This is a genomic window from Candidatus Dependentiae bacterium, from assembly GCA_026389065.1.
Lineage (GTDB): Bacteria > Babelota > Babeliae > Babelales > Chromulinivoraceae > JACPFN01.
Genome location: JAPLIP010000036.1, coordinates 74,440 through 97,245 on the forward strand (window position 1 = coordinate 74,440; position 22,806 = coordinate 97,245).

Below are 22,806 nucleotides of genomic sequence, written 5' to 3' on the forward strand. Positions count from 1 at the left end.
CCTTTTTTAGTAATCTCTTTGGCCGAAGGCATTTTCAATATAATTTAGTTCTGGTTTTTGGCCATCTACCAGATGCAAAAGGGCTACATCAAAGCGACAGGTAACGTCGTATAAATTGTTTTTACTAATGTATGATTTGGCAACCATAATAATTTTATTTTGCTTTGAAGGTCGAACGAGCTCAAGCATTGATATTTGTGAATTTTTTCGAGCTTTTACTTCAACAAAAACAACTAGATCATTTTTCTTTGCAATGATGTCAATTTCACCAAAAAACTTTTTATAGTTTTGCTCTAAAATTTGAAAGCCAAGTTTTTGTAAATACAAAGCAATAAAATCTTCACTTTGCTTACCAAAGGTGTCGCTTGCCATCTTATGCCAAAAAGAAAGCGGTTGTGTTTTTAATTGATGTTTTTTGTTCTTCAGGTGTTGTAGTAGAAGCAGGCTTGTCTTTTTTTGCCAATGCATGCTTAAGATCAAACTTTAAAAAGAATGGGCAGGTGTTTGGATTTTTGCACATCTCCATCATCTCTTTGCAATAAGCAACGTAGAGATCAAGGTCTACAATGTCGGTAAAGTTTTTTTCAATAAATTCCATGCGTTTTTGAGCGCTTGTGAACTTCTGTCTGGAAACATAATGAGCAAAAACATGCACTTCATGCTCAAAAAGCTTTTTGCGACAAGTAGTGTGAATTTCTTTTGCCTCATCAATAAACTTTACATTTTTAGCTCGAGATAAAAAGAATTGAACGAGCGAAATTGTTTTTAGAGTTTGCGTCTGGTCTCGATCTGAGGATAGGCACAAAAAGAAAGAGCATAGAATTGATTTGTATTGAGCATATTCTGCTTCCTGGCTGCCAGGATATAAAAGAAAAAATTCTTCATAGCCGATAGATGCTTTTTCGTAATCTTCTCTTTGGAAAAGATAATCTGCAAGGCCGAGTTTGTATGTTTTTATAGTTACTTGTTGTCCCGATATGCCAATTAAATAAAAGTAACATTTAAAAACAAGTTCTGAATCATCAACGATTTTTCCGTACTCCAGGACTAGATTAAGCTCTTGTTCGTTCATATCTTTAACGAGCTTGCCTGAAACTGGATAGCTTGGCTTTGATTTTGAACCAAACCAGCAATTATTTAAAGTTGGAGTCAGTGAAAATAATAGTATTGGAAGTAAAAAACGAATAAACATGACTAAAAATTCCTTTTTGCAAACCGATGGAATGGTAAACAAGTTTATAACTTGAAAGCACTATGAAATGATACTTTCAATCTATCAGATACCCTGCTTTTTTCAAGTTATCCCATTTTACAAGATAGCTTTTTTAGGTAGTCAAATAATGCTATCATCTTTATAAAATGTTGCGTTATATAAAAAAGTACGCAAATATAGTACGTATAAAAAGCGTTATTTTAAAAGCTTAGTTGATGAGTTGATGATAAAATTGAGGTAATATTATGAGTCAAGGTTTTTTGCAAGCTCTTATCGATATGGGAGTTTTAAAGGCAGGGTTAGTTGATAGCTTTAAGCAAGAAGCGCTTGGGCTAAATATGTCCTTAGTTTCATATTTGCTTAGTAAAAAAATCATCAGCCAAAAAGACGTAGCCATGGCCTACAGTAAAGATTTGTCGATACCATACGTTGATCAAATTACAGAGGCAATGACAGACGCTTCACTTCTTGGAAAAATTCAATTTCACTTTTTAAGACAAAATAATATTATCCCGGTAATTATTGATGATAAAATAGTTATTGTTTGTGCAGATCCCTATAAAGTTCAGCCAATTGATGAATTAAAATTAATTCTTGGTCGTCAAGTAACTCAAGCAGTTTCTTCTTTGGCTGTAGTAATCGATGCCATTAATCGTTATTACCCGCTTGAAGGTACCAAACAGATGATGGAAGAGCTCGAAGAAGATTCAAAGCTTATCGAAGGAGAGCTTGATCTTGGTTCGATGGATGATCAAGATGTTGTTTCCATGGCAAGCAAAACTCCAGTTGTAAAATTAGTAAATCATATTTTATTTCAAGCAATTAAGCGTGAGGCTTCAGATATTCACATTGAGCCTTATGAAAAAGATGTCAGAGTGCGATATCGGGTAGATGGAGCAATGTTTTTAGCATTAATGCCACCAAAGCGTATTCAAGGCGCTTTAGTATCTCGTTTAAAAATTATGGCAAATATGAATATCGCAGAAAAAAGAAAGCCGCAAGACAATAGGTTTGAAATAAAAGCAGCTGGAAAAGAAATAGATATTCGTATGTCTGTTTTACCAGTTATTCATGGTGAGCGAGTTGTGATGAGGTTGCATGATAAATCAAGGACCTTTGTAAAACTTGAAACTCTTGGTTTTTCCAAGCGTGATTTTGCGGTTCTTGAGCATAGCATTTCTCAACCAAATGGAATCGTTTTAGTTTCTGGGCCAACTGGTTCTGGTAAAACGACAACGCTGTATTCAATCTTGTCTCGCGTTAATTCTCCAGAGGTTAATTTAATAACGGTTGAAGATCCTGTTGAGTATCAAATTAGCGGAATCAATCAAGTTCAAGTTAATGAAAAAATAGGATTAACTTTTGCGACAGCTTTACGATCTATTTTAAGGCAAGATCCTGACATTGTTATGATCGGTGAAGCTCGAGATGCAGAAACTGTGCAAATTGCGGTACAAGCATCACTTACCGGGCATTTAGTTTTTAGTACCATTCATACCAATAATGCTCCAGCAACAATCACTCGATTGATCGATATGGGCATTGAGCCATTTTTAATTGCTTCAACGGTAACATCTATTTTAGCTCAGCGACTGGTTAGAAAACTTTGTCAAAGCTGCAAAGAAAAATATCAGCCAGAAGCAAATCTTATTGCCTCTATTGGAATTTCTCCAGACCGGGCAAAAGCGATTACTTTTTATAAGGCAGTTGGTTGCCAAAAGTGCATGGAATCAGGATATGCAGGACGACTTCCAATTTTTGAAATTATGCAAATGACGCCAGGAATTGCTCAGCTGGTGGTGCAAAGAGCCGACGCTCTTAAAATAAAAGAGCAAGCTTTAAAAGACGGTATGACGCTTTTGGTTCATGACGGTATTTTAAAAATTGAAGCTGGCCTTACAACGATAGAAGAAGTTATGTCTGCAGCGTCAGGGGATCAAGATCCTGTTGCGGCTTAGAAGCTTGGTCATGAATTTAACAGTAGCGCGCAAGTCTTTTGATTAGTATTATTTATCAATGATATTTATCAATTGGTTACACTCGAAACAACAAACAATGAGAATTTTACAAACGATTTTAGCTACGTTTATTTTACAGGCTTATTTGTTTTCTGGTTTTTCTGGAGAAACGCCTGTTGGCATAGAAAAAGGTTTTTGTAGGATTAAAGATCTACAAGTTGGCGATAAAGTTTTTGGGGTTAATGCAAATAGTCATCTTGCAGTAACTCGAATTGATCACACGCTCATTCAAAAAAATCAACCGTACATTAATTTAACAATTGGCGATAAAATCATTTCGGTATCGCTTGATCAAAAATTTTTAGAAATAGAAACAAATCGCTGGACAAAGGCTCAAGATTTACAAGTTGGTCAATCCGTTCGGATTGTTCAGTTTCCTGGATCAGCAAAGATTACGCTGATTGAAAATGGCTTAACCCTCATCGATTTGTACGATATTAGGCTTAAAGAAGACCATGTTTTTTATGTAACAGATCTAGGCGTAGTTGTTCATAATTTTGCATTATTTACTATCGGTCTTATGTGGACTTTTAACTCTCTTGCTGACATTACATTTAGCGGAGCTGTTTTTAGCGTTGTGACCCCATTTGTATGCGCCACCTATGCGTTATTTTTCAAACATGGATCACAAGACAAGAGCCAATTGGGACTACAAGTTGGCAATGAAAAAATCACCAAAACAATTTACTTTGATGATCAGCTTAAAGACTGCGGATCTAACAATTCTTATCAAAATTCATACGATCACCTGCATTGTTTATCCTCGCCAGCTAGCAATACGATTTTAGTTGGACCTTGTAACGGACAATCTTTAAACGATTCAACCCTTGTTCCAGGAATATGCCAAGTCATTTCGCTGGACGTAAATCCAGAACAAGGAGCATGTAGCTATTCTTCTTCACCAAAAAATCAAGAATCAAAAGAGTTTAACGTACAAAGCGACTGCTTGAGTAGCACTTATCAAAAGGAGAGTTCGAAGCAACCAGGCAAAGGCGCTAAAAATATAAAGCGCCACACGATAAAAGAAAGTGAGCATGAAGCTGGAAAAAAATGTGAATCAGATATTTGCAGCCCACCACCAAAAGGACCAAATGGTTATTTTATTCCATCAGATAAACACCCCTTGCAGCCAAATGGTAATGCCAGCGCGGGTCCAACTTGGGAAGATGGACAAAAGGCATTAGATAAATCTGTGCCTGTTTTTGACGGGAGAGGCAATCAATTAAAGAATAGGGTTGTTGAGCATCGTGGTAAACTTTTAATACTTCAAAACACTGTTAATGATATTTGGCACGGATATTACTGTGAGTGGAAAAAGCTAAGCGAGTATCAGAAAAAAGCTATAAAAACTAATTTCCCAGATAAGAAGTGAAGGACTAAAAAGCATGCAAGCAATGCCTGGACGAAGAAAAGATGGGGCTATACTCTTAGAGCTGTTATTTCATGACAGCAATAATGCAAAGCTTGTTATTTCTATGGATAAACAAGAAGCAAAAAGGATGATTAATTTTGATTTTGCTCAAATTGATTATGTTTCAGATTTGGAAAACATTACGCTAGAAATTGATGAAATTCTATCAATAATGGAGGCGTTAAAAAAAGAATTTCAGCCGTGCTTAAACAGGCAGCGCATGCTGCACACATCAATAAAAAAAAGCTTAGGGTATTATCAAGCAAAAGATTACAAGAAAGATAATCGCAAAGATTTAATTTATGAAACTCTATCTAATGGGTTTCATTGCTGGGTTGGGTCAGTTTATAAGTTATTTGATGCTAGAACGGGAATAAATATTCCATCTTCATGGCTGTATAATGATAAGGATGGAAATATTTTTTTAGAATTATCTCCAGCATATCCTTGGTTGTTTGATGAAGTTAAGCCGGGTGAGAAATTTATAAAATATTCTGATTGGATGAAAGAATATAAACCATATATAGTAACTAAAATACCAAGAGATAGTGCAGAGCAGTGGCTAAAACAAATAAATAAGTTTATGAAAAAATTAGATCGTAGTGATAAAAAATATCGCTGCACTGGCCCTGGATGTTTGCATTGTGCAAAAGAAGGAAAATCTGGTTGTCCATGTGGATCAAAATTGAACCAATAAAAAAGGAAAAATTAAATATGAAGTTTCTTAAATTTATTACGATATCTTTATTTTTTGTAAATCATTTTTGTTTTACAAATTTTTCTGAATTGCCAGAGCCAGTGCCTGGTCAAAAACCGCTTTTGGTAGTTTTGATAATGGTTAAAAATGAGCAAGCAGTTATGGAAAAAACTTTGCAACCATTTTTTCAAGCAGGCCTGCAGCATTATGTTATTTTAGATACAGGATCAACAGACGGTACGGTTAAACTTACTCGACAATTATTTAAAAAATATAATATTTCGAATGGGCATGTAATTGAGAAGCCATTTGTGAGCTTTGCGGTTTCTAGAAATTATGCCATTAGGTCTGCAGAGCATATATTTCCAGGGGCAAAGTTTTTTTTAATGATTGATGCTGAGTGGTACTTTAACAATGTTAATGGGCTTCTTGATTTCTGTGAAAAAAATAAAAATAATGAGTCTGATGCTTTTTTTATTAAGCGAGTTATAAAACAATATTCGTCTTCAGACATAGTATCCTGGCTTTTTAGGGCTCATGCTGGGGTTAAATTTTTTGGGGCAGTTCATGAATGCATAAATAAAAAAGCAGATATAATGCTTCCTGAAGATGTTTTCATTGTTTATGACCCATCAGATTATGGCAAAGGCAAAACATCAGAGCGGCTACATCGAGATGTTAATTTGTTGTTAAAAGAGCATGAAGAAAATCCTAGAAATTTGCGCACTTTTTTTTATTTAGGCCAAACGTATTCCTGCTTAAAGGATTATAAGAAAGCTATTTATTGGTATAGCAAGAGATGTACCAATATTAGGTATGACGAAGAAAATTATATGGCTCATTACAGACTTGGACTTCTTTATGGCTTATCAAAAATGTGGCCAGAAGCCATAAGTTACTTTTGTCGCGCAACCTATATAATTCCATCTCGTATCGATGCTTTAGCTAGCATGGCACAGCATTTTGCAGAAAATAAAAATTATGATTGTGCATTTTTGTTGGCCAAAAAGGCAACAGAGATCCAACTGCCATCTTTGATATTTTTTATGGTAGAATCTCGTATGGTTAATTTTCTTAGATATTCTATTTTGGCAGAGTCAGCATGGCATCTTGGTGAGTATGAAGTCGGGCTCGCATCTTCGATGGACGGAATAGAAAAAAATCCGAATAATCAGAAACTGATGAGCATGGCGTTTGTATTAGACGGCGCAATAAATCATAGCTCTTGCAGTGCGCTTGATCGTAGCAAATGGTGTGATTGGTGTAATGGCAAGCTGTGGATGTCGAGAGCTTCTTGGCTTAATTTTGCTTGTTTATCAAATGCGAGTTATCGTTCAAATAGATGCAACGGCTCTGGTGGTATTGCGTGGCGAAATTGGTTTTAAAATTAATATTTTTTTTGTGTGTTTTTGATGAACAAGTGGTTTAAAATTTTCATTCATATTTTTTTAGGGCTTTTTTTGGGTGGCTGTGTAGCCATGGTTTACTTGTGCTCGAGTGAGAGTTTTCGTGAGCATGTCACTAAAAAAGTTCAGATTCAATTTCAAAAAGATTACCAGTCTAAGTTGAATTGTCGTTTAGAAAAAATAGACTGGTGGTCACTCAGGATGATTTTTACGAACGTTGCAATTTCACCAATTGACACCAAAGAAATTAATGATGAGTCTGGGTGGTCTATACTTTCTGAAAAATTAACAACAAAGGCTTGCTGGTGGCACTTGCTATCTCGTGGCGGTTTAAAAATTAGCTTAGATCTGGATAGAATGGTGATGTTTGAAGCCTTTGAAAATCAGCCAAAGGGCCTTGTTTTATTTTGCAGTAAACTTCTGGTGCTCAGTGACTCAAGCTTTATATCGTACGATAGCGTTAAAATAAAAGAAGGGCTTTTGTATCTTAAGAAAAAGCCGGATGAGGTTGATGTTCAGTTGCCGTTTGTATGCAACATTCAGCCAGAAAAAAGCAGTACAAAAATTCAAGCTTACATTAATGACGGAAGTGTGCAGCATGCGGGATCTGTCGTCGTTTCCGGAGTTTCAGGCTCTTTAGTCTTTGATTTGCCAGGGGTCAAAATGCTTGAAAATGTTGATGGTCAAGTTCAATTAAATTATTTTATTCATAGCTTGCCAGATGCTCTTAGCAAAATTTCTCACTTGAATTCTTCGTGCTCTAGCAGTCTTAGGGCTGGATTTATTGCAGGAAAGATGGAAAAGGGTTTTGGTAAGTTTGTTTTGAAAAGTGAGGATGGGGCCATAGTCATTGACCCTATAAATATTCAGTTTTTGCCCGCACAGTGTTTGTGTCAGATTGGTTTATCTGCGTCATCAGAAATATTAAAATATTTTCAAATTCCCGATGAGCTTTTAGAGCTCAGTGGTAAAGCAGGAGTAGAGCTGAGCGCAGATTTGTATGATCCATTTAAAACATTTCAGATGTCTGTGTCTTTGGATGATATAGCTTATAAAGCAAAATCTATATTGCCTGGCGGAAAAATGTTTATTAAGCGTCAGGATGAAGGAGTGTTTTCTGGCACAGTTCAAATAGATAAAGAGTCATTTTTTGACGTTTGTATTTTGTTTTCTCAAGACAAAAAAGACATAGAAATAAATTTGAGTAACGCCAAAGATTTAGAAATCATAAAAGATAGCAATTGGGTTATTAAAAAAAATAAATGTAATTTTTCGATTAATTATAAGACTGGCAAGAGCATGACAGAAACTTCTGGAAGATACGATCTTGAGCTCTTAAATCTCAAGTTGGATGAAGTAAAAAATTTAGAAGGTACTTTTTGCTTGAATGATGGAAATGTTTGTGTCGGTGGAAAGGCTCAAGGTATTAATTATCAGGGAATATTAAAAGTTTTTCCCGAATTTCATATAGATCATTTTTATGCAGAAAAAGATGGAAAGTGTGTATTGGATATTGCATCAGACAAGCTGGATCAAAGCAATATAGTTGGCAAGATTGATTTTTCTATTTTGCAAAACATAGTCCCAGCTACTTTTAAAGTTTCTTTTTCTCAGGATGGATTTGCTTTAATAAGCGGTAGTATGAAAAATGGAATGTTAAGTGCTCAAGTAAAAATAGATCAAGCATGCATGAGGGTTCCGACAATCTATAATGTTATTCAATCGCTGAGCGCGTCTTGCGATTTAAACATGAAAGAAAAGAGCATAGTTTTTAAAGATCTTGATATTGCTTGGTATGAAGGGCGGGCATCGTGCTCGAGAGCAACATTTTATTTTGATAATTCTGGCAACTGCTTATTCGCTCATGTTCCATTGCTGTTACAAGATCTGATGTTTAGTTGGGATCGTGGAGTATATTCTTTGGTCTCTGGTAGGCTTCTTTTGACAAAAGAAAGCAAGGAGAAAGACTATTCTCTTGAAGGCAAATTGATGATGCAAAAATCAGAATTAAAAGAAAATATTTTTTCGTGTCAGTTTCAAGACATACTGTCTGGCGGTTTGATAGATAAAGTTAATCATGGCAGTAGCGGTAGCGATAAAGAAGGCTTGTCGGCAGTTAACTGCGTGTATGACATTGATATTTTTACAAAAGAATCGCTGTGCGTAAAAACTTCTTTTCTCTCAGCGCAGGCAGTGGTTGATTTATACTTGAAAGGGTGCTTGAAAAAACCTGAACTTTCTGGAGTTATTCAATTGATTTCAGGTTCGCTTTTTTTTCCTTACAAGTCGCTTGAAATAGTTGAAGGCAAATTACTTTTTATTCCAGAGCAGCCATTTGATCCTGTGGTAGAGCTTCTGGCAAAAGGAAAATTAAAACGATTTGTTGTTTCTATGAAGGCGTGTGGAAGCGCACTTGATCCGCATGTTGAGTTTGAATCACAGCCATCACTAAGCGAGGAGCAAATAGTCTCGCTTTTACTTTTAGGCATTGAAAATAATTCTTTAGGAATGATGATTCCTGCATTTTTGATTCAAAAATTAAATGAGATTATTTTTGGTCCTGCCATGTCTAAAATAAAATTAAAAGCAGTTTTTGACAGGCTTTTAAAGTCGCTTAGATATTTTAGATTTTTACCACAATTCACGAATCAAACTGGCCGTGGCGGGATGAGAGGTACTTTTGAAGTAGATGCATCAGAAAATTTACATGGAAAAATAGATACCAATTTTATGCAAATCGAAGATACAAAATTTGACATTGATTATGCTGCAACTGATGATATAACATTGCGTTTGCAAAAAGATGGCCCAAGTACGTATGGTGGCGAAGTTGAATTTCGCTGGAAATTTTCCTAAACGAATTTTTATTAAATAAAGGATATTTATGAACAGTAAAAAATCACTATTTTTTCTTTTGTCTTTCTGTGTTTTTTCGCTGCAAGGATTTTGCAAAGTTTTTTTTAGGCCTCGAGATAAAATTAAAGATGCTCTTATTCAATTGATCAAAGAGGAGCGAAAATCTATCGATGTTGCAATGTATATGTTTACAGATAAAGTTATCGCTCAGGAATTAATTGACGCCTACGTGCGTGGCGTGAGAGTTAGGGCTGTGCTTGATCAAATTTCTATGGGTGAGCGTTACGGTAAAGGTGTGTTTTTGAGGAGCAATGGAGTGACTGTTCTTGAACATGTAGCACCTGACCCTAAGGCGTTTTCTCTTCCGATTATGCACCATAAGTTTTTTGTTTTTGGGCAAAATGCTTCAACAGGCTCAGGTCTTTTATGGACAGGGTCTTATAATTGTACCGCTGCAGCATCAACTATCCATGATGAAAACGCTCTTTTGACAGATGATGCTGGTGCTATTTTAGAGTATAGACAATGCTTTGCCTCTTTAATTTCACGGCTTTCTCCTGATAGAAGTTTTCCAGAGGATGAAGAAGGAAAAGATGGTTGGTCTGGACAAGACATTGCATAAAAAACCCTTTGTGGTAACATAAAAGTATGTAAAATCTGTTAATTTAGGGTTAGGGACTTTTTATGAAACATGTGTTATTTTTTTCATTGTTTTTAACGGCTGGTAGTCATTGCAGTTATAATGCACAGCCAACGCCAAATCAAGTTCTTATTGGCGCATTCAGTCATCCGCACATGCGTTATGGTGGAAATCCAAATATCGTTGTTCAGTCGCCAACAAACTCTGCTGAAGGGTATGTAGGTTGGATCGTTACCGACACTACCAAAGAATACTTACATAGAGGCATCAAGGCTAAAGAAGATGCTATAATTGAGCTAAATAGAAAAAGATCATTTAAGATTGCCTTGGTTAAGCATCAGTACGACGATAGCATTAAGCAGTGGCGTAAAGTGTCGACAATTTTGCCGCCAGGAGATAATTATCCCTCTAGGGCAGCTAACAAAAGAGACTTAGAATTTAAACAGATAAATCTCGAATATGACCGATTAATTAATAATCTTTGAATCTAAATATTTTAATACATTGTAAAAATAGGTGTTTTTTATGAAAAATAAAATAGTGGGATTAATGCTTTTTTATTCTGTTGGCGCGCATGCTTCCTTAGGGAATTATCGTCCATGGGGTGTTCAATCGTGTGCAACAAATTCGAGAGTCATTCGTCCAATGATTACTTCTCAGGAAGCCTATGAGAGGTCTGAATATGATCAGCAGGCTGATGAATATAAGCAAATTCAAAATAGCTTGCTCGAAGCTGCGCATGAAGAAAAGCAAGCTCGCGATAAAAGTGATATGCTTTATAAGCATGAGCAGCAGCGAGAATTTCTTAGAGGTATGCAAAAAGAGCATATGGATAATTTGCTCGATTCATATACTTTTGAGCCATATAAGGCTTGGGATGCCTTAAGAGAGGATGCTGAAAGCCGCGGGATAGACTTTTCTAAGAAAAGGTATCAAAACGAGGCGTACTTGCTCGATCAATATCAAAATTATCAAATGAATAATTTGGTTCATTTTCAAGCATTAAAAAGCGATGCTTGGAAAAACACACGATATTATTCTATGGAGCCTCTGGTTGCGGCGTATGAAAAAGAAAAAATACAATATAGTGTTCGCAAGAAGAATTCTACTGATATTGCTGTTCGGCCATATCAGCTTAGAGAGTTTCGAAGCTCTATTGGCTTTTCTTCAAGCTCTGTATGGTAAAATAAAATTCAATGTATAGATGATTTAATAAAAATTTTAGGAATAAATCATGAAAAAATTAACAATTTTAATGCCTCTGCTGGCAACTTATTTAAACGGCTCTAATCCGTCTGGTAGGCCGCCATTGGCTCCTTTTAATCCAGAACCATCTATTTGGAATAGCGCTGCTCTGGTTGCAGGGCAGAACCCTAATGCTACAAGCTTTAATCCTCTTGTGGTTGCTAGACCCGATGCTGCGATTTCTCGACCAAGCACTGATACTGCTAGTATTGCAGGCACAAGGTCTCTTGTTGATCCTACAGTTGTTCTTTATCAAACAGATCTTGGAGTCGCAATGGTTCGGGAAAATCTTTTTATTCTTCAGGCGCCACCGCGCCCTAGCCGTAATGATAATCAAGCACTTTGCCGAGTTGCACCAAGAATTTACAATGAGGCTTTATTTGAAGAATTAGCAAAAATACTTCCATCGGTGGTTTATCCATCTTTTGCTGAGCGCGAAGCGCAACAGAGAATAATTAGAGAGAGCGGCAGACCAAACTTTCCAACAGTTGAAAGCGTAATTGCCCTTGAAAGAAGCTTTGAAGGAAGATATTTTTAATTAGATTAATTTTTTTAAAGAACAGCTAACATGTTTTGCGCCTTAGGCTCTTAATTCATAAAGTTAAAAAATGAATGCCGCTTATTTAAAATAGGCGGCATTCATTTTTTTTAGCTAATAATTGGTTGCAAGCTGTCTATAAATGATTGCAAGTCTGGTTCGAGTGGCGAGACAAAGCTATAATCTTTGCTGGCGTAATTAAATTCTAATTTGTGTGCGTGAAGCGCATGTCGTTTTAATAATTTTGAAGTCTTACCGTACATAAAGTCTGAAAATATTGGAAATCCAATTGCTGCAAAGTGAACACGGATTTGGTGGGTTCTGCCTGTGATTGGCTCAACTTTTACTAAAGAATAGTCTTTAAAGTATGTAATAACTTCGTAATTTGTTTTGGACTGTCTGCTGGTTGGTGTTTTGCTCATCGCGGTGAAGTGATGCATTTTGTTTCGCGTTACTGGGTGTCTGCCAATAAAAAAATCAATCGTTCCTTTTGCTGGCGGATGACCAACAACAATAGTCAAGTATGTTTTATGAATTTTTCTTTCTTTAAACATATCGGTGAGCGTTGCGTGAGCAAGGTTGGTTCTGGGAATAATCATGAGTCCGGATGTGTCTTTATCGAGTCTGTGAACAATTCCAGGCCTGTCAATTAACCCAACGTGTGCAATTTCGTCATGAGTTCCAACGACCCAGTCACTGAGTGTTACATCTTGATAATTCTTGTTTGGGGCATGAACGACAAGCCCAGCCGGCTTGCTAATTATTAAAAAATCTTTTTCTTTAGCAATTATTGTAACGTTGATGTCACTTGGGATATCTTTGACTTGGTTTTCTTTTTTTTCTTCTGGGAACAAAATAGTTATTTGATCACCAATTTTTAAATTGTAGCTGGCTTTTGCTGATTTTTTTATACTTTCGTCTTGCTTTGAGACTAAAATATGATCGAGGCTAAAAAGTTTTTGCAAAAAAGATCGTGAATATTGACTAAAATGATTTGTTATAAATTTATCAATTCTTTGATTTTCTTGTCCTGAGATAACAGTGATGCTAAATGAGCTTCCGTTTTTGATCTGTTCGTCTTGTGGTTGCATAGTCATTTGGTGATACTTTTCGATCTTTTGGGCACAGTTAAATATGATTCTTATGGCTTTTTGTGGCAATTTTATCGTATGTATATTACTATAAGGCAAGAGAGCAGTATCGTCAAATGCTACCTTTTTTTGGTGCAGTTAAAAGCAAACTTGGCATTTAAATGCTCAAAGGTGTCTTTTTTAAATAAGATGGTCTACAGTATGATTTACAATAAGTTGTAAAAAAAGATGTGGGACATGGTTGCATAGAGGAAATATTTATGGGAACAAAAAAACTAACTGATTTGATTGTAAAGCATATCAATGAAGTTATCTCTTTAGAATCCGACCTTGGTCGATCATTGTGGCAATCATTGCTTGAGATGCATCCTGCGGATAGTGCCAAGATTTTAACATATATTTCCGATGAGCAACTGGCTTTACTTTTTGTAAAGTTTTCTCAATCAAAACAGCTTACTCTTTTTGAAGAGCTTCATGATTCATATAAAGAAAAAATTCTTTTATTTTTAAACGATGAACAAAAAGCGTTTATTTTAAGGCAGTCATCAGTTGATGATTTAACAGATTTATTTGATGAGCTGCCAAACAAAGAATTAAAAAAATGCTTAGATATTTTAAACAAAAAAGATCGTCAAAAGGTTCTCTCGCTTCTTAAATTCCCACCAGATAGTGCTGGTGGTATCATGACTTTAGATTTTGTAACCCTTATTCAAGACATGACTGTTGGAAAAGCGATATTTTTATTGCAAAGACTTCGTCCGAACATTGATTTGCATAGACAAATTTATGTTACCGATCAAGATAATAAATTAGTCGGGTACATAAACCTGGAAGATTTAGTTCTCAAGTCTCCGCTCATTAGGCTTTCTTCAATTTTAAAACAAGTTCCATACTATGCTCTGGCCCAAGAGGATCAAGAGCAGGTTGCTAAAAAAATGGTCCATTATCATATGCTTACCGTTCCTGTTGTCACTGAGCAGATGTATTTGCTTGGTGTTGTCCCAGAAGATACGTTGATTGATGTTTTACAGCAAGAGGCTACCGAAGACGTTCAAAGAATGTCTGGTGCGCCAGTAACAACAACATACTTTGAGACTTCGTTTGTTTCTCATTTGTATCGACGTTGTTTTGTTTTAGTCCCACTTTTAATTTTGGAATCCGCGACGAGCATTATTATTATTAATTACGATCAAACCTTAGCTCTTTCTCCAATTTTAGTAGTTTTTATTGCAACTTTAGTAAGTGTCGGTGGAAATACGAGCGCCCAAACATCCTCAATTTCGATTCAGGGAATGTCGTCAGGAGATATAAATGAATCAAATACGGGTAGATTTATCAGAAGAGAATTTTTAATAGGATTTTCGCTTGCTGTTGTTTTATCAATAGTTTCATTTTTTAGGGTGTATGCTTCATACAAAGATTTGATTGGAAGCCTGGTAGTTAGTATTTCTTTAGGGCTTATAGTTTTAATTTCTGTTCTTTTGGGAGCATGTTTTCCAATAGCTTTAGCTAAGTTTAAGGTTGATCCGGCATTTTCAGCTGGTCCACTTCTGGCAACTTTGATGGATATTTTAGGAATATTTATCTATTGTTACGTTGCCTATATGATTTTATCATGATATTTGCGTAATCTTATTGACAAAAAGAGCTTGTATTTGTACATTGTTATTGTCGTTTGAGAATTTGTAAAAATTCTTTAATTGCAAATTGAAATTTGAGAGCCGCTAGCTCAGTCGGTAGAGCAACAGCCTTTTAAGCTGTGGGTCGTTGGTTCGATTCCAACGCGGCTCACCATTCTTTTATAAACTAAACGAATGGCAAGTCATTTGAAATTCTCTTAAATTGAAAAATAAAAGTGCTTAATCTTTTCTTAGATTTTCACTTAGTTTATGTCCCTATCGTCTAGCCCGGTCCAGGACGTCGCCCTTTCACGGCGGAGACATGGGTTCAAATCCCATTGGGGACGCCAATAAAATTAAAAATCCACTTGAGAAATCAGGTGGATTTTTTTATGTTCTTATGATACAAAACAGTATCAATCTAACCATAATTCTTACGAGAATCAACGTGCCTAATTGGTATAATCAAAAAAAATTCTTATTTGTTTTTATGTTTTTTCAGGCATTGTCATTCTGTTCTACTAATGCTGAGCATGGAAGCGATAAATCAACCTTGCAGAGTCCTATTTGCCTAGCTTCAGCTGATGAAGCGTCTTTGGAAAACAGTACAAGCTCAAGGCTTGAAACCTTGATGCAAGTGCCTATTTTAAATAGCTCTGTGAGCAAGTCGCAATGGCAAACGCAAGAAAAACAAGTGATTTCCTATGATCTTTTTTGCAGAGATAGATTTGGTATGGGATCTAACGAATTGAATAATGTAACTTGGCTTGGGTATGATGATTTTATAAAAAAAATTTTTAGCAACCATAATAGATCTGATCAAGCTGTAAGGGATTTGGCAGAAGAGTATTTATGTCGATGGGGGTTTTTTAAAATATCATCTCGTGCCAACAAATTTAAGAAAAAAGTTGAAGATAGAATTGCGCAAAAAAATCAAGCTGAGGGCCTAAAGCAAAGAGCAAAGCAAGAAGTTATTGATCGACAAAACAAGGTTATTGCAATCGAGCAAGAGGCAGCAAGAATAAAGGCAGCAGAGTCGAAATTTCTTGGCGAGCAAGGGATGCATGAGAAACTGGTCCAACAGGAAGAACAAGAAAAATTAGAACAAGCATTGCTTGAGCAAGAAGCTCAAGAGGTGTTAATTTTTTATGAGCAGATTGTAAAAAATCAGTATCAGGCTTGCGATTTTGACCTTGTAGGTTGTCCAGACCAAGCGCTTGAAAAACAATGGCTTGATCGCAAAGAAGCGTTGCAAGAAACTATAAAACAAGATTACAAGCAATATGATCAAGCATTTAATTTGACTCCGCAAACGGTTGGTTTTCTAGCTGCTCATGATATTGATTATCATGATAAGCAAGGTTTTTTTGGCACAGCTTTACAGCAACAGTTACATGGTGAGATGTGTGATATTTTTTCACAAGCAGCGATTATGCATCAGCAATTTCCATATCAAAATAATTTGCAAGCAAGCGTTGTTGAATTTGCAGGCGCTGCCTACGATGCAAATAAAGGTGAGCAAGTTTTGCTGGCATCTCAGTTGATGGATGTTGATTGGATAGTTTTGAAGTTGTCGCGTGAGATTGTTGCCGCTGCGCTGCCTTACGCTCAAGCGGTTGCATCAGGGGTAACGCACAGTGCTACAGATTTCTTTTATATGACTGCGCACCCGATTGAAACATGTCACGGGCTTGGCAAAGCACTATATTACGTTGCCGAAACCATTGTTCTTAATAGTTATGAAGAGATTGAAGGGTTTGAAGATATTTATGAGCCATTGCGAGAACAAAGAAATGCAGAAATTCTTCAGGCTTTGCGAACTCTTGGTGGTCAACTCGCAAATTCTACAGGGCCACAGCGATTAGAGGCGCTAACTCATTTTGGAGCTGATTTTATAGTGCCTAGAAAAATCATTCATGCTGTTGGTGGAATTTGTGGCGCTATCCGATCACAGACTAAAGTCATGCGTGCAGTTGAAGGTGCGGCATCTGCATTAAAAAATGAATTATGGCTTGAGAGCGCAACGCAAGAATTGATTCTTGTAACTGAAAACTTAGAAGTGATGGCACAAGATTGTGTTCGTCAGTCTGTGGCAACAGAAATACGACAAGTTAAGGATGTTATAAAAAAACGTATTAAATCCAAAAAGGTTACTAATGATATAGCCGTCGTAGATAAGTTCCCTAAGGCAGATACCTTAAAGCTGCTTGAAAAAAATTTAAAAATTGCTGAAAGTGCTAGTGTAAAAGCTAAGAGAACAGAAGTCTTGTTAGATGGAAGAGTTCGTTATTATAGAGCAGAGGCTGCATCTTCTACTCCTGGGCCAACAAGGGGGTCCTCGTACGTAACAGAATATGATCCCAACAATGGTGTTATTCGAGGCTGGTATGAAAGCTATGATCATGCTGGAAAGATTAACCGGGTGCACCCTAAGATGATAGATAGTAAAAATATAGACTCTTTGCACTATCCGCATACAGGAAAAGAATTAGAGGATCTTGCGAAGAAAGCGAAAGGCGGTAAGTAGTGTATACGCAAAGGAAATTTGGGATAGAATTAAAAGAAAAAATTGCAAAGGCTGAGCTAGTTTCTGACATTGCAGGCTGGTGTCACAATTTATATTATGATTATATATCAGATGTCATAGATACAGATTTTGGAGAGCTTTTATTGCAGCTGGGAACGATGGAAATGGGATCAGAGTTTGAGCGATCGTATGAAGAGTTGGATCAAATTGCGGATAGATTGATTGCTGGAGAAAATGTTAAGTTGTAAGGTCAAAAGTTCTAAAATAGTCCCCTACGGGACGCCAATAAATTTAAAAATCCATTCGAGTAATCAGGTGGATTTTTTTAGGTCTAAAAGCCTGAATCAGGAAATAAACTAAGCTTAAAAAAGCGTAAAAAAAATTAAGGCTACTTTGATTCAGGGATATATGATATGTCATTAAAGAATTAGTCATACATAAAAGGAAAAAGAGCATGATGAAAAAAAGTATATTTGCAATAGTGCTGGGAACCTGTTTTGTTTTAGTCGGTTTGAAATATGTTCGGCGATATATAAATCAAAAAGATTTCCAGCGGCATGCTCAAATAGTACAGATCAAAGCACGTCATAAAAAAATGGATGCCAGAAACAAAGAAATTAGTGAGCTTGTTGATCGTGTTTTGCATTATTCTAATCAAAATGAGTCTGATCAAAGTATGTCACAAAAAGATTTGGCTCAATATGCCTTTTTTAAAAACATTGATTCTGAATTAGATGAAAAAGTAATAGTTGCAAATGCAGAGCTGTTATTAAACACAGGTTTAATAGATATTAATGCTTATAACAATAGAGATCAAACAGCGTTATTTGTTGCGGCAGGTAATGGTTTTGAGTGGAATGGTCAATCTGATTTGGTGAAGCTATTGTTAGATCGCGGAGCAAGTGTAAATCAATATAGCCAAAAGGGCTCTCTGTTGCCATTGAGTGCAGCATTTTTGAGGCCTAAAAATGTTAAGTTATTACTTGAGCATGGAGCAAATCCGAATTTGCCGCTGTATGATGGAACGACTGTGCTTATGCCTGTCTTTTGGTTTTTTGATTTTGCAATGCAGCATGAAAAACCAATAAGAACAATTGAAAACGGTAAAGCTATCATTGACCTACTCCTTGCGCATGGCGCTGATCCAATGTTAACCGATAAAAATGGTAAGTCGGCAATGGATGTTTTAAACGAGACGCAGGAATATTATAAGACAGGTAAAATTAAAATTGGAGATCAAGACATTAATGCCTTTTGGGTGGTAAATTGGTCGGCTAATTTTGCAGAGATGGCAACGTCTGTTTTTTATGCAGCAAAAACATATAAAAACAGGCTGTATATGTTAAAAATCTTGCAAGAAATAGAAAATGCTTTTAAGGATTCGATAAAATTATCATCTAAGTGATTCTTGCCATAGTTCTAAAATAGTCCCCTACGGGACGCCAATAAAAATCAAAAATCCACTCAATTCATTGGGTGGATTTTTGATGCTAAAAAAACAAGATCTTTTTTGTTTTTTTATACCTTGCAAGTTTAGATAAAAACTTTTTGGTAGACCTTTGCACTGCTCTTGTAGAGAATTAAGGCGCGGGATGGGTTTTTGCTTTTTTAGAGGCCTTTTTTTGCATTATTTCATGGTTGATATATACTTTATATAGATGTTTGATTTTAAGTTGTAGGGGTTTTATGGTTAATAAGTTCTTTTTATCTATCGTTTTGTGTTTAACTTCAATGGTTACTTTTTGTTCAATGACCACCGTGGTTGACCTAGATGTTAAAACTTCAGAAGGTGGTCCTGTTCTTTATTCAATACGTGTCGATTTTGATTATTCTCATTCAACAGATATTAATTTAGACCCACATAGTAAGGTGCAGTTAATGGCTCGTGTAGCTTCCGCACAACTTCTTAGGAAATATTGGCCTGCTACACTAAGTAGTGTTACTTTGATAGATTTTCGCCTGAAGAATGATGAGTATGCGAATACAGACAACCCTAGGTATTTTGTTGGTTGTGAAGGGCGTTATATTAAACTTTCTCTCGGTCTCTCGCAAAATGTTGAACCTTGCTTAGAAAGTATTTGCCATCCAATAAGCGGATGGTATTCTAAACAAGAACTAAATACGTTTGGTATTAGATTACCCAGCAACTAGCCAAATCCTTACGAAATAAGATCGTGGTAAGGTAGTCCCATCTGATAAAAAATTAAATTTTTTATATGTTTGTGTCATTATGCATTTCATATATTTTCTTCGATCTATTAACAATCCCCAAAAGACTTATGTCGGTTATACAACAGATGTACAACAACGACTTGAAACTCATAATTCAGGCGGGTCTGTTTGTACTAAGGATGATCGACCATGGCACCTTGTAACTTATATTGCTTTTGATTGCGAGCAAAAGGCTCGAGACTTTGAGAAATATGTTAAGGTTGGTCCAGGTAGCGCTTACGCAAAGAAAAAGTTCTGGTAGCTTGCTATTCAATAAAAATTAAAATACATCTAACATTGTGTTCTATGTCAGCCCCTTAATGTTTAAAGCCATTAAAAGTGCTTTTATTAAGGTGTTTTTGTATAAAGTTTTTATTGTTGGTATGCTAGTTTATAGGTATTATAGGTTTGTTTTTAGGGGTTTTATGGTTCAATTCAGATTCAAATATCAATTATTGAGTTTCGTAATATGTATGAGCGTTATGCCGTCATTATCGGCATTATTGGAAGAGGTTGATTCTCAGCGGTATCCAGAATTGGCAAAATTTATGGAGAAGTATCGGTGCTCTGAATATATTGAAATATCGGCAGAAGAAGAAGATGAGAGCATTGAGTGGAAGTATAGAGATTGGCAGCCTCAAAAAAAATATTACAGCAAACGCGATACAGGTAGTGGAGAGCCATTTTTTAGAGTTATTAATTCAGCTCGATTGCGCAATGCGATACATCTTCATAATTTAGAATGTTTAGATGTTGCAAAAAAATGCGTAAGCAAAACAATGACAAAAAGTATTTCAAGTGCAATATCTCGGAGTAGCCCTGAGCAAAATCAAATATCATTGTTGATGGTACAGCAATTAGCCTTTATTGCAGAAGAAATAGGGTATGGTGATTGGGCTTATGATCTGAAATATGGTGCAAGTATTCATTCAGGGCTTTCTAACGCGTTTATTGATGTTCATGGTAAAATAATTTTTGTTGATACTGATGATAGAGCGTGCAAGAGAAGTCGAGACCTGACATCGTTACAACGCCTTGAACAATTACAAAAATTTATGCAAAACAGTAAGCAATATGTTGCGCCAGAAGCTTTAGATTGGCTTGAAAATCGCAAGTCTCTTTTAAAGGATGTGCCAGGAGAAGAAAAACCTTTAAACTCTTTGAGCGCTTATGATGATAAGGGTATTAGCTTCGATCGGGTAGAGCGTGAATTTTATGCTTTTAAGCAAGATGCAAAAAGAAAACGGAATGAAGAGTTCGAAGCAAGGAGAGCAAGGAAATGATTAATTTTCTGAGATGGTGGTTGATTCTGAAGGCATGATTGTCATTGTTACTCCTAGTACTTGAAAAGTAAAGTTTCTTCAATTCATACTGAGGATAACAGATTCTAATTAAAAGTTCTAAAATAGTCCCCTACGGGACGCCAATAAAAATCAAAAATCCACTCAATTCTTTGGGTGGATTTTTTATACCTTGCAAGTTTAGATAAAAACTTTTTGGTAGACCTTTGCACTGCTCTTGTAGAGAATTAAGGCGCGGGATGGGTTTTTGCTTTTGTAGAGGCCTTTTTTTGCATTATTTCATGGTTGATATATACTTTATATAGATGTTTGATTTTAAGTTTTAGGGGTTTTATGGTTAATAAGTTCTTTTTTTTAATAGCGTCATTTTTATTTGGTGGGGCCTTTGTGCAAGCCTCTGATTTCCCAAAGATGATTGAATGTATGAAGTCAGCTGACCTTATACCAGATACACCAGGAATTGTTAAGGCGGTTCCCCTTGGGAAGTTTGACAATCAAGAGTGTAACGGACATATAATAAATCCTTCTATTCTTAAAAGGGTTGTGTATTCATGCCCAAAAAACGATGATTGCTCAACTTCTGTGGTTCTTGCAAGCAATCCTTGCCATTTTAAGAAGTGCCTTAATTGTCAAAGCGCTTGGTGCTTGGATGGTATAAAAGCTCAAATTGATGCTGTTTGCAAAGCTAGAGCTAAGCTTTTTCCAAAAGACTCAATAGAAGCAAAAAAAGAAAAAGCATTAAAAAAGAAACAAGAAAGTCCTTTTGAGCAAGAGTTGATGCAGGGCTCTTTAAAATGTTCTTTTTGCGAGGTGCCGGTTAGGGAGCATTTGTACAAAAGATGTTTTGTTCAGCCTCGAGATCCTGCCAAGCCCTTTGTTTCTGGATCTGCTCCAGGATGTCATAACAGGCAGTATGTCCAGGTCAGATACTCGCAGCCGTCAGAAGAGATTTCTCAAGAGGCTAAAGATAAAGAATTTCAGGTGACTTATGATTTCATTTCCAAGCAGTAATATTCAAAAATAAATTATTAGGCTCTATGGGCCAAATTTAATAAAGATATAAAAGCCTCATGTGATAATTCACATGAGGCTTTTATATCTTTATCTAGCAGCTAATTATATTGATTATCGTTATCAAGACTTGGGCGATTTAAAGCAACTGCGATTCAGGCTTAAGATCAACTTTTAGACGTTAAAATCATTTTTTTGCTGATGGTTCATTTTGTAGCTATTTTAAGCGGATCAGATAAAATTTGTTTCATAAAGGCTAAAGCTGCATTGTTTTTTACCTTATAAAAAATTAAAATCCACAAAAGTGGTTCGAAGGGTTATGAGTGTTAATTATTTACATAGACGGCGACGCCTGCCCGGTAAAAGAAGATATTTTTCGTATTGCAAAGAGGCATGACTTACAGGTTTATCTGGTCAGCAATAGTCGTTTAAATATGATCGTTGATGAACATGTACATAAAATACAGGTTGGTTCTGATCTAGACGCCGCAGACAATTGGATTGTTGAGCACATAAAGATTGATGATATTGTAATTACTGTAGATATTTTACTAGCAGATCGCTGCCTGCAAAAGGGCGCTCGCGCAATTAGTCCAACTGGAAAGATTTTTAATAATAGCAATATAGGTGCAGCAAAGGCAATGCGTGATTTGCGTGCTTATTTGCGCGAAACTGGAATAGCTCCAAGTTATAACTCAACTTTTTCAAAACAGAAACGTTCTCTTTTTTTACAGGCGCTCGAAGAGATGATTCAGTCAATAAAAAGAAATTCTTAAAAAAGGTAGATTGTGTGTTATTAAATGGCTTCGATAGTTTCATTAGGTTGAAGATTTGATGCTCTAGGCTTTGAGTGAAAAATGGCATAATTCATTAAATTATCTATAAAAAAAGAGGTCAACCTCTAGTTTTATATTGAAGGTGTGATATGCTAAAAAAGTGCATTAGAATAGTTGTTTTAGGGTTTTGTTTAGGGTTGAAAAATGAAAAAATCATTAGTCTTTATTATTGCATTGGCTTCATTT

General features: G+C 36.0%; 21 protein-coding genes and 2 tRNA genes. 20 read left to right on the forward strand and 3 right to left on the reverse strand.

The window, feature by feature from the left end; genetic code table 11:
- Positions 1-6: 6 nt before the first annotated feature.
- Both NTU89_02425 and bamD read right to left on the reverse strand, forming a co-directional pair.
- Complete coding sequence (locus NTU89_02425) at positions 7-372, reverse strand: YraN family protein (GenBank protein MCX5923401.1); 366 nt, start codon at positions 370-372, stop codon at positions 7-9.
- Between the two features lies 1 nt (position 373).
- On the reverse strand, positions 374-1,192 hold the full coding sequence (gene bamD, locus NTU89_02430) for an outer membrane protein assembly factor BamD (protein ID MCX5923402.1): 819 nt from the start codon (positions 1,190-1,192) through the stop codon (positions 374-376).
- Between the two features lie 266 nt (positions 1,193-1,458).
- On the opposite strand from bamD, the gene NTU89_02435 reads away from it, so the two are divergent.
- The 9 genes from NTU89_02435 to NTU89_02475 all read left to right on the forward strand — a co-directional run bounded on the left by NTU89_02435 (position 1,459) and on the right by NTU89_02475 (position 12,024).
- Complete coding sequence (locus NTU89_02435) at positions 1,459-3,171, forward strand: ATPase, T2SS/T4P/T4SS family (protein ID MCX5923403.1); 1,713 nt, start codon at positions 1,459-1,461, stop codon at positions 3,169-3,171.
- A gap of 97 nt (positions 3,172-3,268) precedes the next feature.
- Positions 3,269-4,603 carry a hypothetical protein gene (locus tag NTU89_02440; GenBank protein ID MCX5923404.1) on the forward strand — a complete coding sequence of 445 codons (1,335 nt, stop codon included), beginning with the start codon at positions 3,269-3,271 and terminating at the stop codon, positions 4,601-4,603.
- A 13-nt stretch (positions 4,604-4,616) separates the two neighbouring features.
- Positions 4,617-5,339 (forward strand): hypothetical protein, encoded by a 723-nt coding sequence (locus NTU89_02445; GenBank protein ID MCX5923405.1) that lies wholly within the window; start codon positions 4,617-4,619, stop codon positions 5,337-5,339.
- A 17-nt stretch (positions 5,340-5,356) separates the two neighbouring features.
- Complete coding sequence (locus NTU89_02450) at positions 5,357-6,724, forward strand: hypothetical protein (protein ID MCX5923406.1); 1,368 nt, start codon at positions 5,357-5,359, stop codon at positions 6,722-6,724.
- A 27-nt stretch (positions 6,725-6,751) separates the two neighbouring features.
- On the forward strand, positions 6,752-9,601 hold the full coding sequence (locus NTU89_02455; GenBank protein MCX5923407.1) for a translocation/assembly module TamB domain-containing protein: 2,850 nt from the start codon (positions 6,752-6,754) through the stop codon (positions 9,599-9,601).
- Between the two features lie 28 nt (positions 9,602-9,629).
- Positions 9,630-10,223 (forward strand): phospholipase D-like domain-containing protein, encoded by a 594-nt coding sequence (locus NTU89_02460; GenBank protein ID MCX5923408.1) that lies wholly within the window; start codon positions 9,630-9,632, stop codon positions 10,221-10,223.
- 62 nt (positions 10,224-10,285) lie between these two features.
- Positions 10,286-10,726 carry a hypothetical protein gene (locus NTU89_02465; protein MCX5923409.1) on the forward strand — a complete coding sequence of 147 codons (441 nt, stop codon included), beginning with the start codon at positions 10,286-10,288 and terminating at the stop codon, positions 10,724-10,726.
- Between the two features lie 40 nt (positions 10,727-10,766).
- Positions 10,767-11,426, forward strand: a complete 660-nt coding sequence (locus NTU89_02470) for a hypothetical protein (protein ID MCX5923410.1) — start codon at positions 10,767-10,769, stop codon at positions 11,424-11,426.
- A gap of 49 nt (positions 11,427-11,475) precedes the next feature.
- Positions 11,476-12,024: a hypothetical protein gene (locus tag NTU89_02475; GenBank protein MCX5923411.1), complete on the forward strand. Its 549-nt coding sequence runs from the start codon at positions 11,476-11,478 to the stop codon at positions 12,022-12,024.
- A gap of 110 nt (positions 12,025-12,134) precedes the next feature.
- Here NTU89_02475 and NTU89_02480 read toward each other — a convergent pair whose 3' ends face one another.
- Positions 12,135-13,121 carry an RluA family pseudouridine synthase gene (locus NTU89_02480; GenBank protein MCX5923412.1) on the reverse strand — a complete coding sequence of 329 codons (987 nt, stop codon included), beginning with the start codon at positions 13,119-13,121 and terminating at the stop codon, positions 12,135-12,137.
- A gap of 254 nt (positions 13,122-13,375) precedes the next feature.
- Here NTU89_02480 and mgtE point away from each other — a divergent pair, with 254 nt between their 5' ends.
- From mgtE to NTU89_02535, 11 genes are all read left to right on the forward strand, one after another.
- The gene (mgtE, locus tag NTU89_02485; GenBank protein MCX5923413.1) at positions 13,376-14,734 is read left to right on the forward strand and encodes a magnesium transporter; all 1,359 of its coding nucleotides are present in this window, start codon (positions 13,376-13,378) and stop codon (positions 14,732-14,734) included.
- Between the two features lie 99 nt (positions 14,735-14,833).
- Positions 14,834-14,909: transfer RNA gene (locus tag NTU89_02490), tRNA-Lys, on the forward strand.
- A 97-nt stretch (positions 14,910-15,006) separates the two neighbouring features.
- Positions 15,007-15,084, forward strand: a tRNA-Glu gene (locus NTU89_02495).
- Positions 15,057-17,261, forward strand: a complete 2,205-nt coding sequence (locus NTU89_02500) for a hypothetical protein (GenBank protein ID MCX5923414.1) — start codon at positions 15,057-15,059, stop codon at positions 17,259-17,261. Before NTU89_02495 ends, NTU89_02500 begins: the two co-directional genes overlap by 28 nt.
- Positions 17,261-17,509: a hypothetical protein gene (locus NTU89_02505; protein ID MCX5923415.1), complete on the forward strand. Its 249-nt coding sequence runs from the start codon at positions 17,261-17,263 to the stop codon at positions 17,507-17,509. The genes NTU89_02500 and NTU89_02505 overlap by 1 nt, the downstream gene beginning before the upstream one ends.
- A 209-nt stretch (positions 17,510-17,718) precedes the next feature.
- Complete coding sequence (locus NTU89_02510; protein MCX5923416.1) at positions 17,719-18,666, forward strand: ankyrin repeat domain-containing protein; 948 nt, start codon at positions 17,719-17,721, stop codon at positions 18,664-18,666.
- 281 nt (positions 18,667-18,947) lie between these two features.
- A complete protein-coding gene (locus NTU89_02515; GenBank protein MCX5923417.1) occupies positions 18,948-19,412 on the forward strand; it encodes a hypothetical protein in 465 nt (154 codons plus the stop codon).
- A gap of 79 nt (positions 19,413-19,491) precedes the next feature.
- Positions 19,492-19,734, forward strand: a complete 243-nt coding sequence (locus tag NTU89_02520) for a GIY-YIG nuclease family protein (protein MCX5923418.1) — start codon at positions 19,492-19,494, stop codon at positions 19,732-19,734.
- 220 nt (positions 19,735-19,954) lie between these two features.
- Positions 19,955-20,755, forward strand: coding sequence for a hypothetical protein (locus tag NTU89_02525; GenBank protein MCX5923419.1), 801 nt, complete (start codon positions 19,955-19,957; stop codon positions 20,753-20,755).
- 351 nt (positions 20,756-21,106) lie between these two features.
- The gene (locus NTU89_02530) at positions 21,107-21,784 is read left to right on the forward strand and encodes a hypothetical protein (protein MCX5923420.1); all 678 of its coding nucleotides are present in this window, start codon (positions 21,107-21,109) and stop codon (positions 21,782-21,784) included.
- A 323-nt stretch (positions 21,785-22,107) separates the two neighbouring features.
- Positions 22,108-22,560 carry a YaiI/YqxD family protein gene (locus NTU89_02535; GenBank protein ID MCX5923421.1) on the forward strand — a complete coding sequence of 151 codons (453 nt, stop codon included), beginning with the start codon at positions 22,108-22,110 and terminating at the stop codon, positions 22,558-22,560.
- The last annotated feature ends 246 nt before the right edge of the window (positions 22,561-22,806 follow it).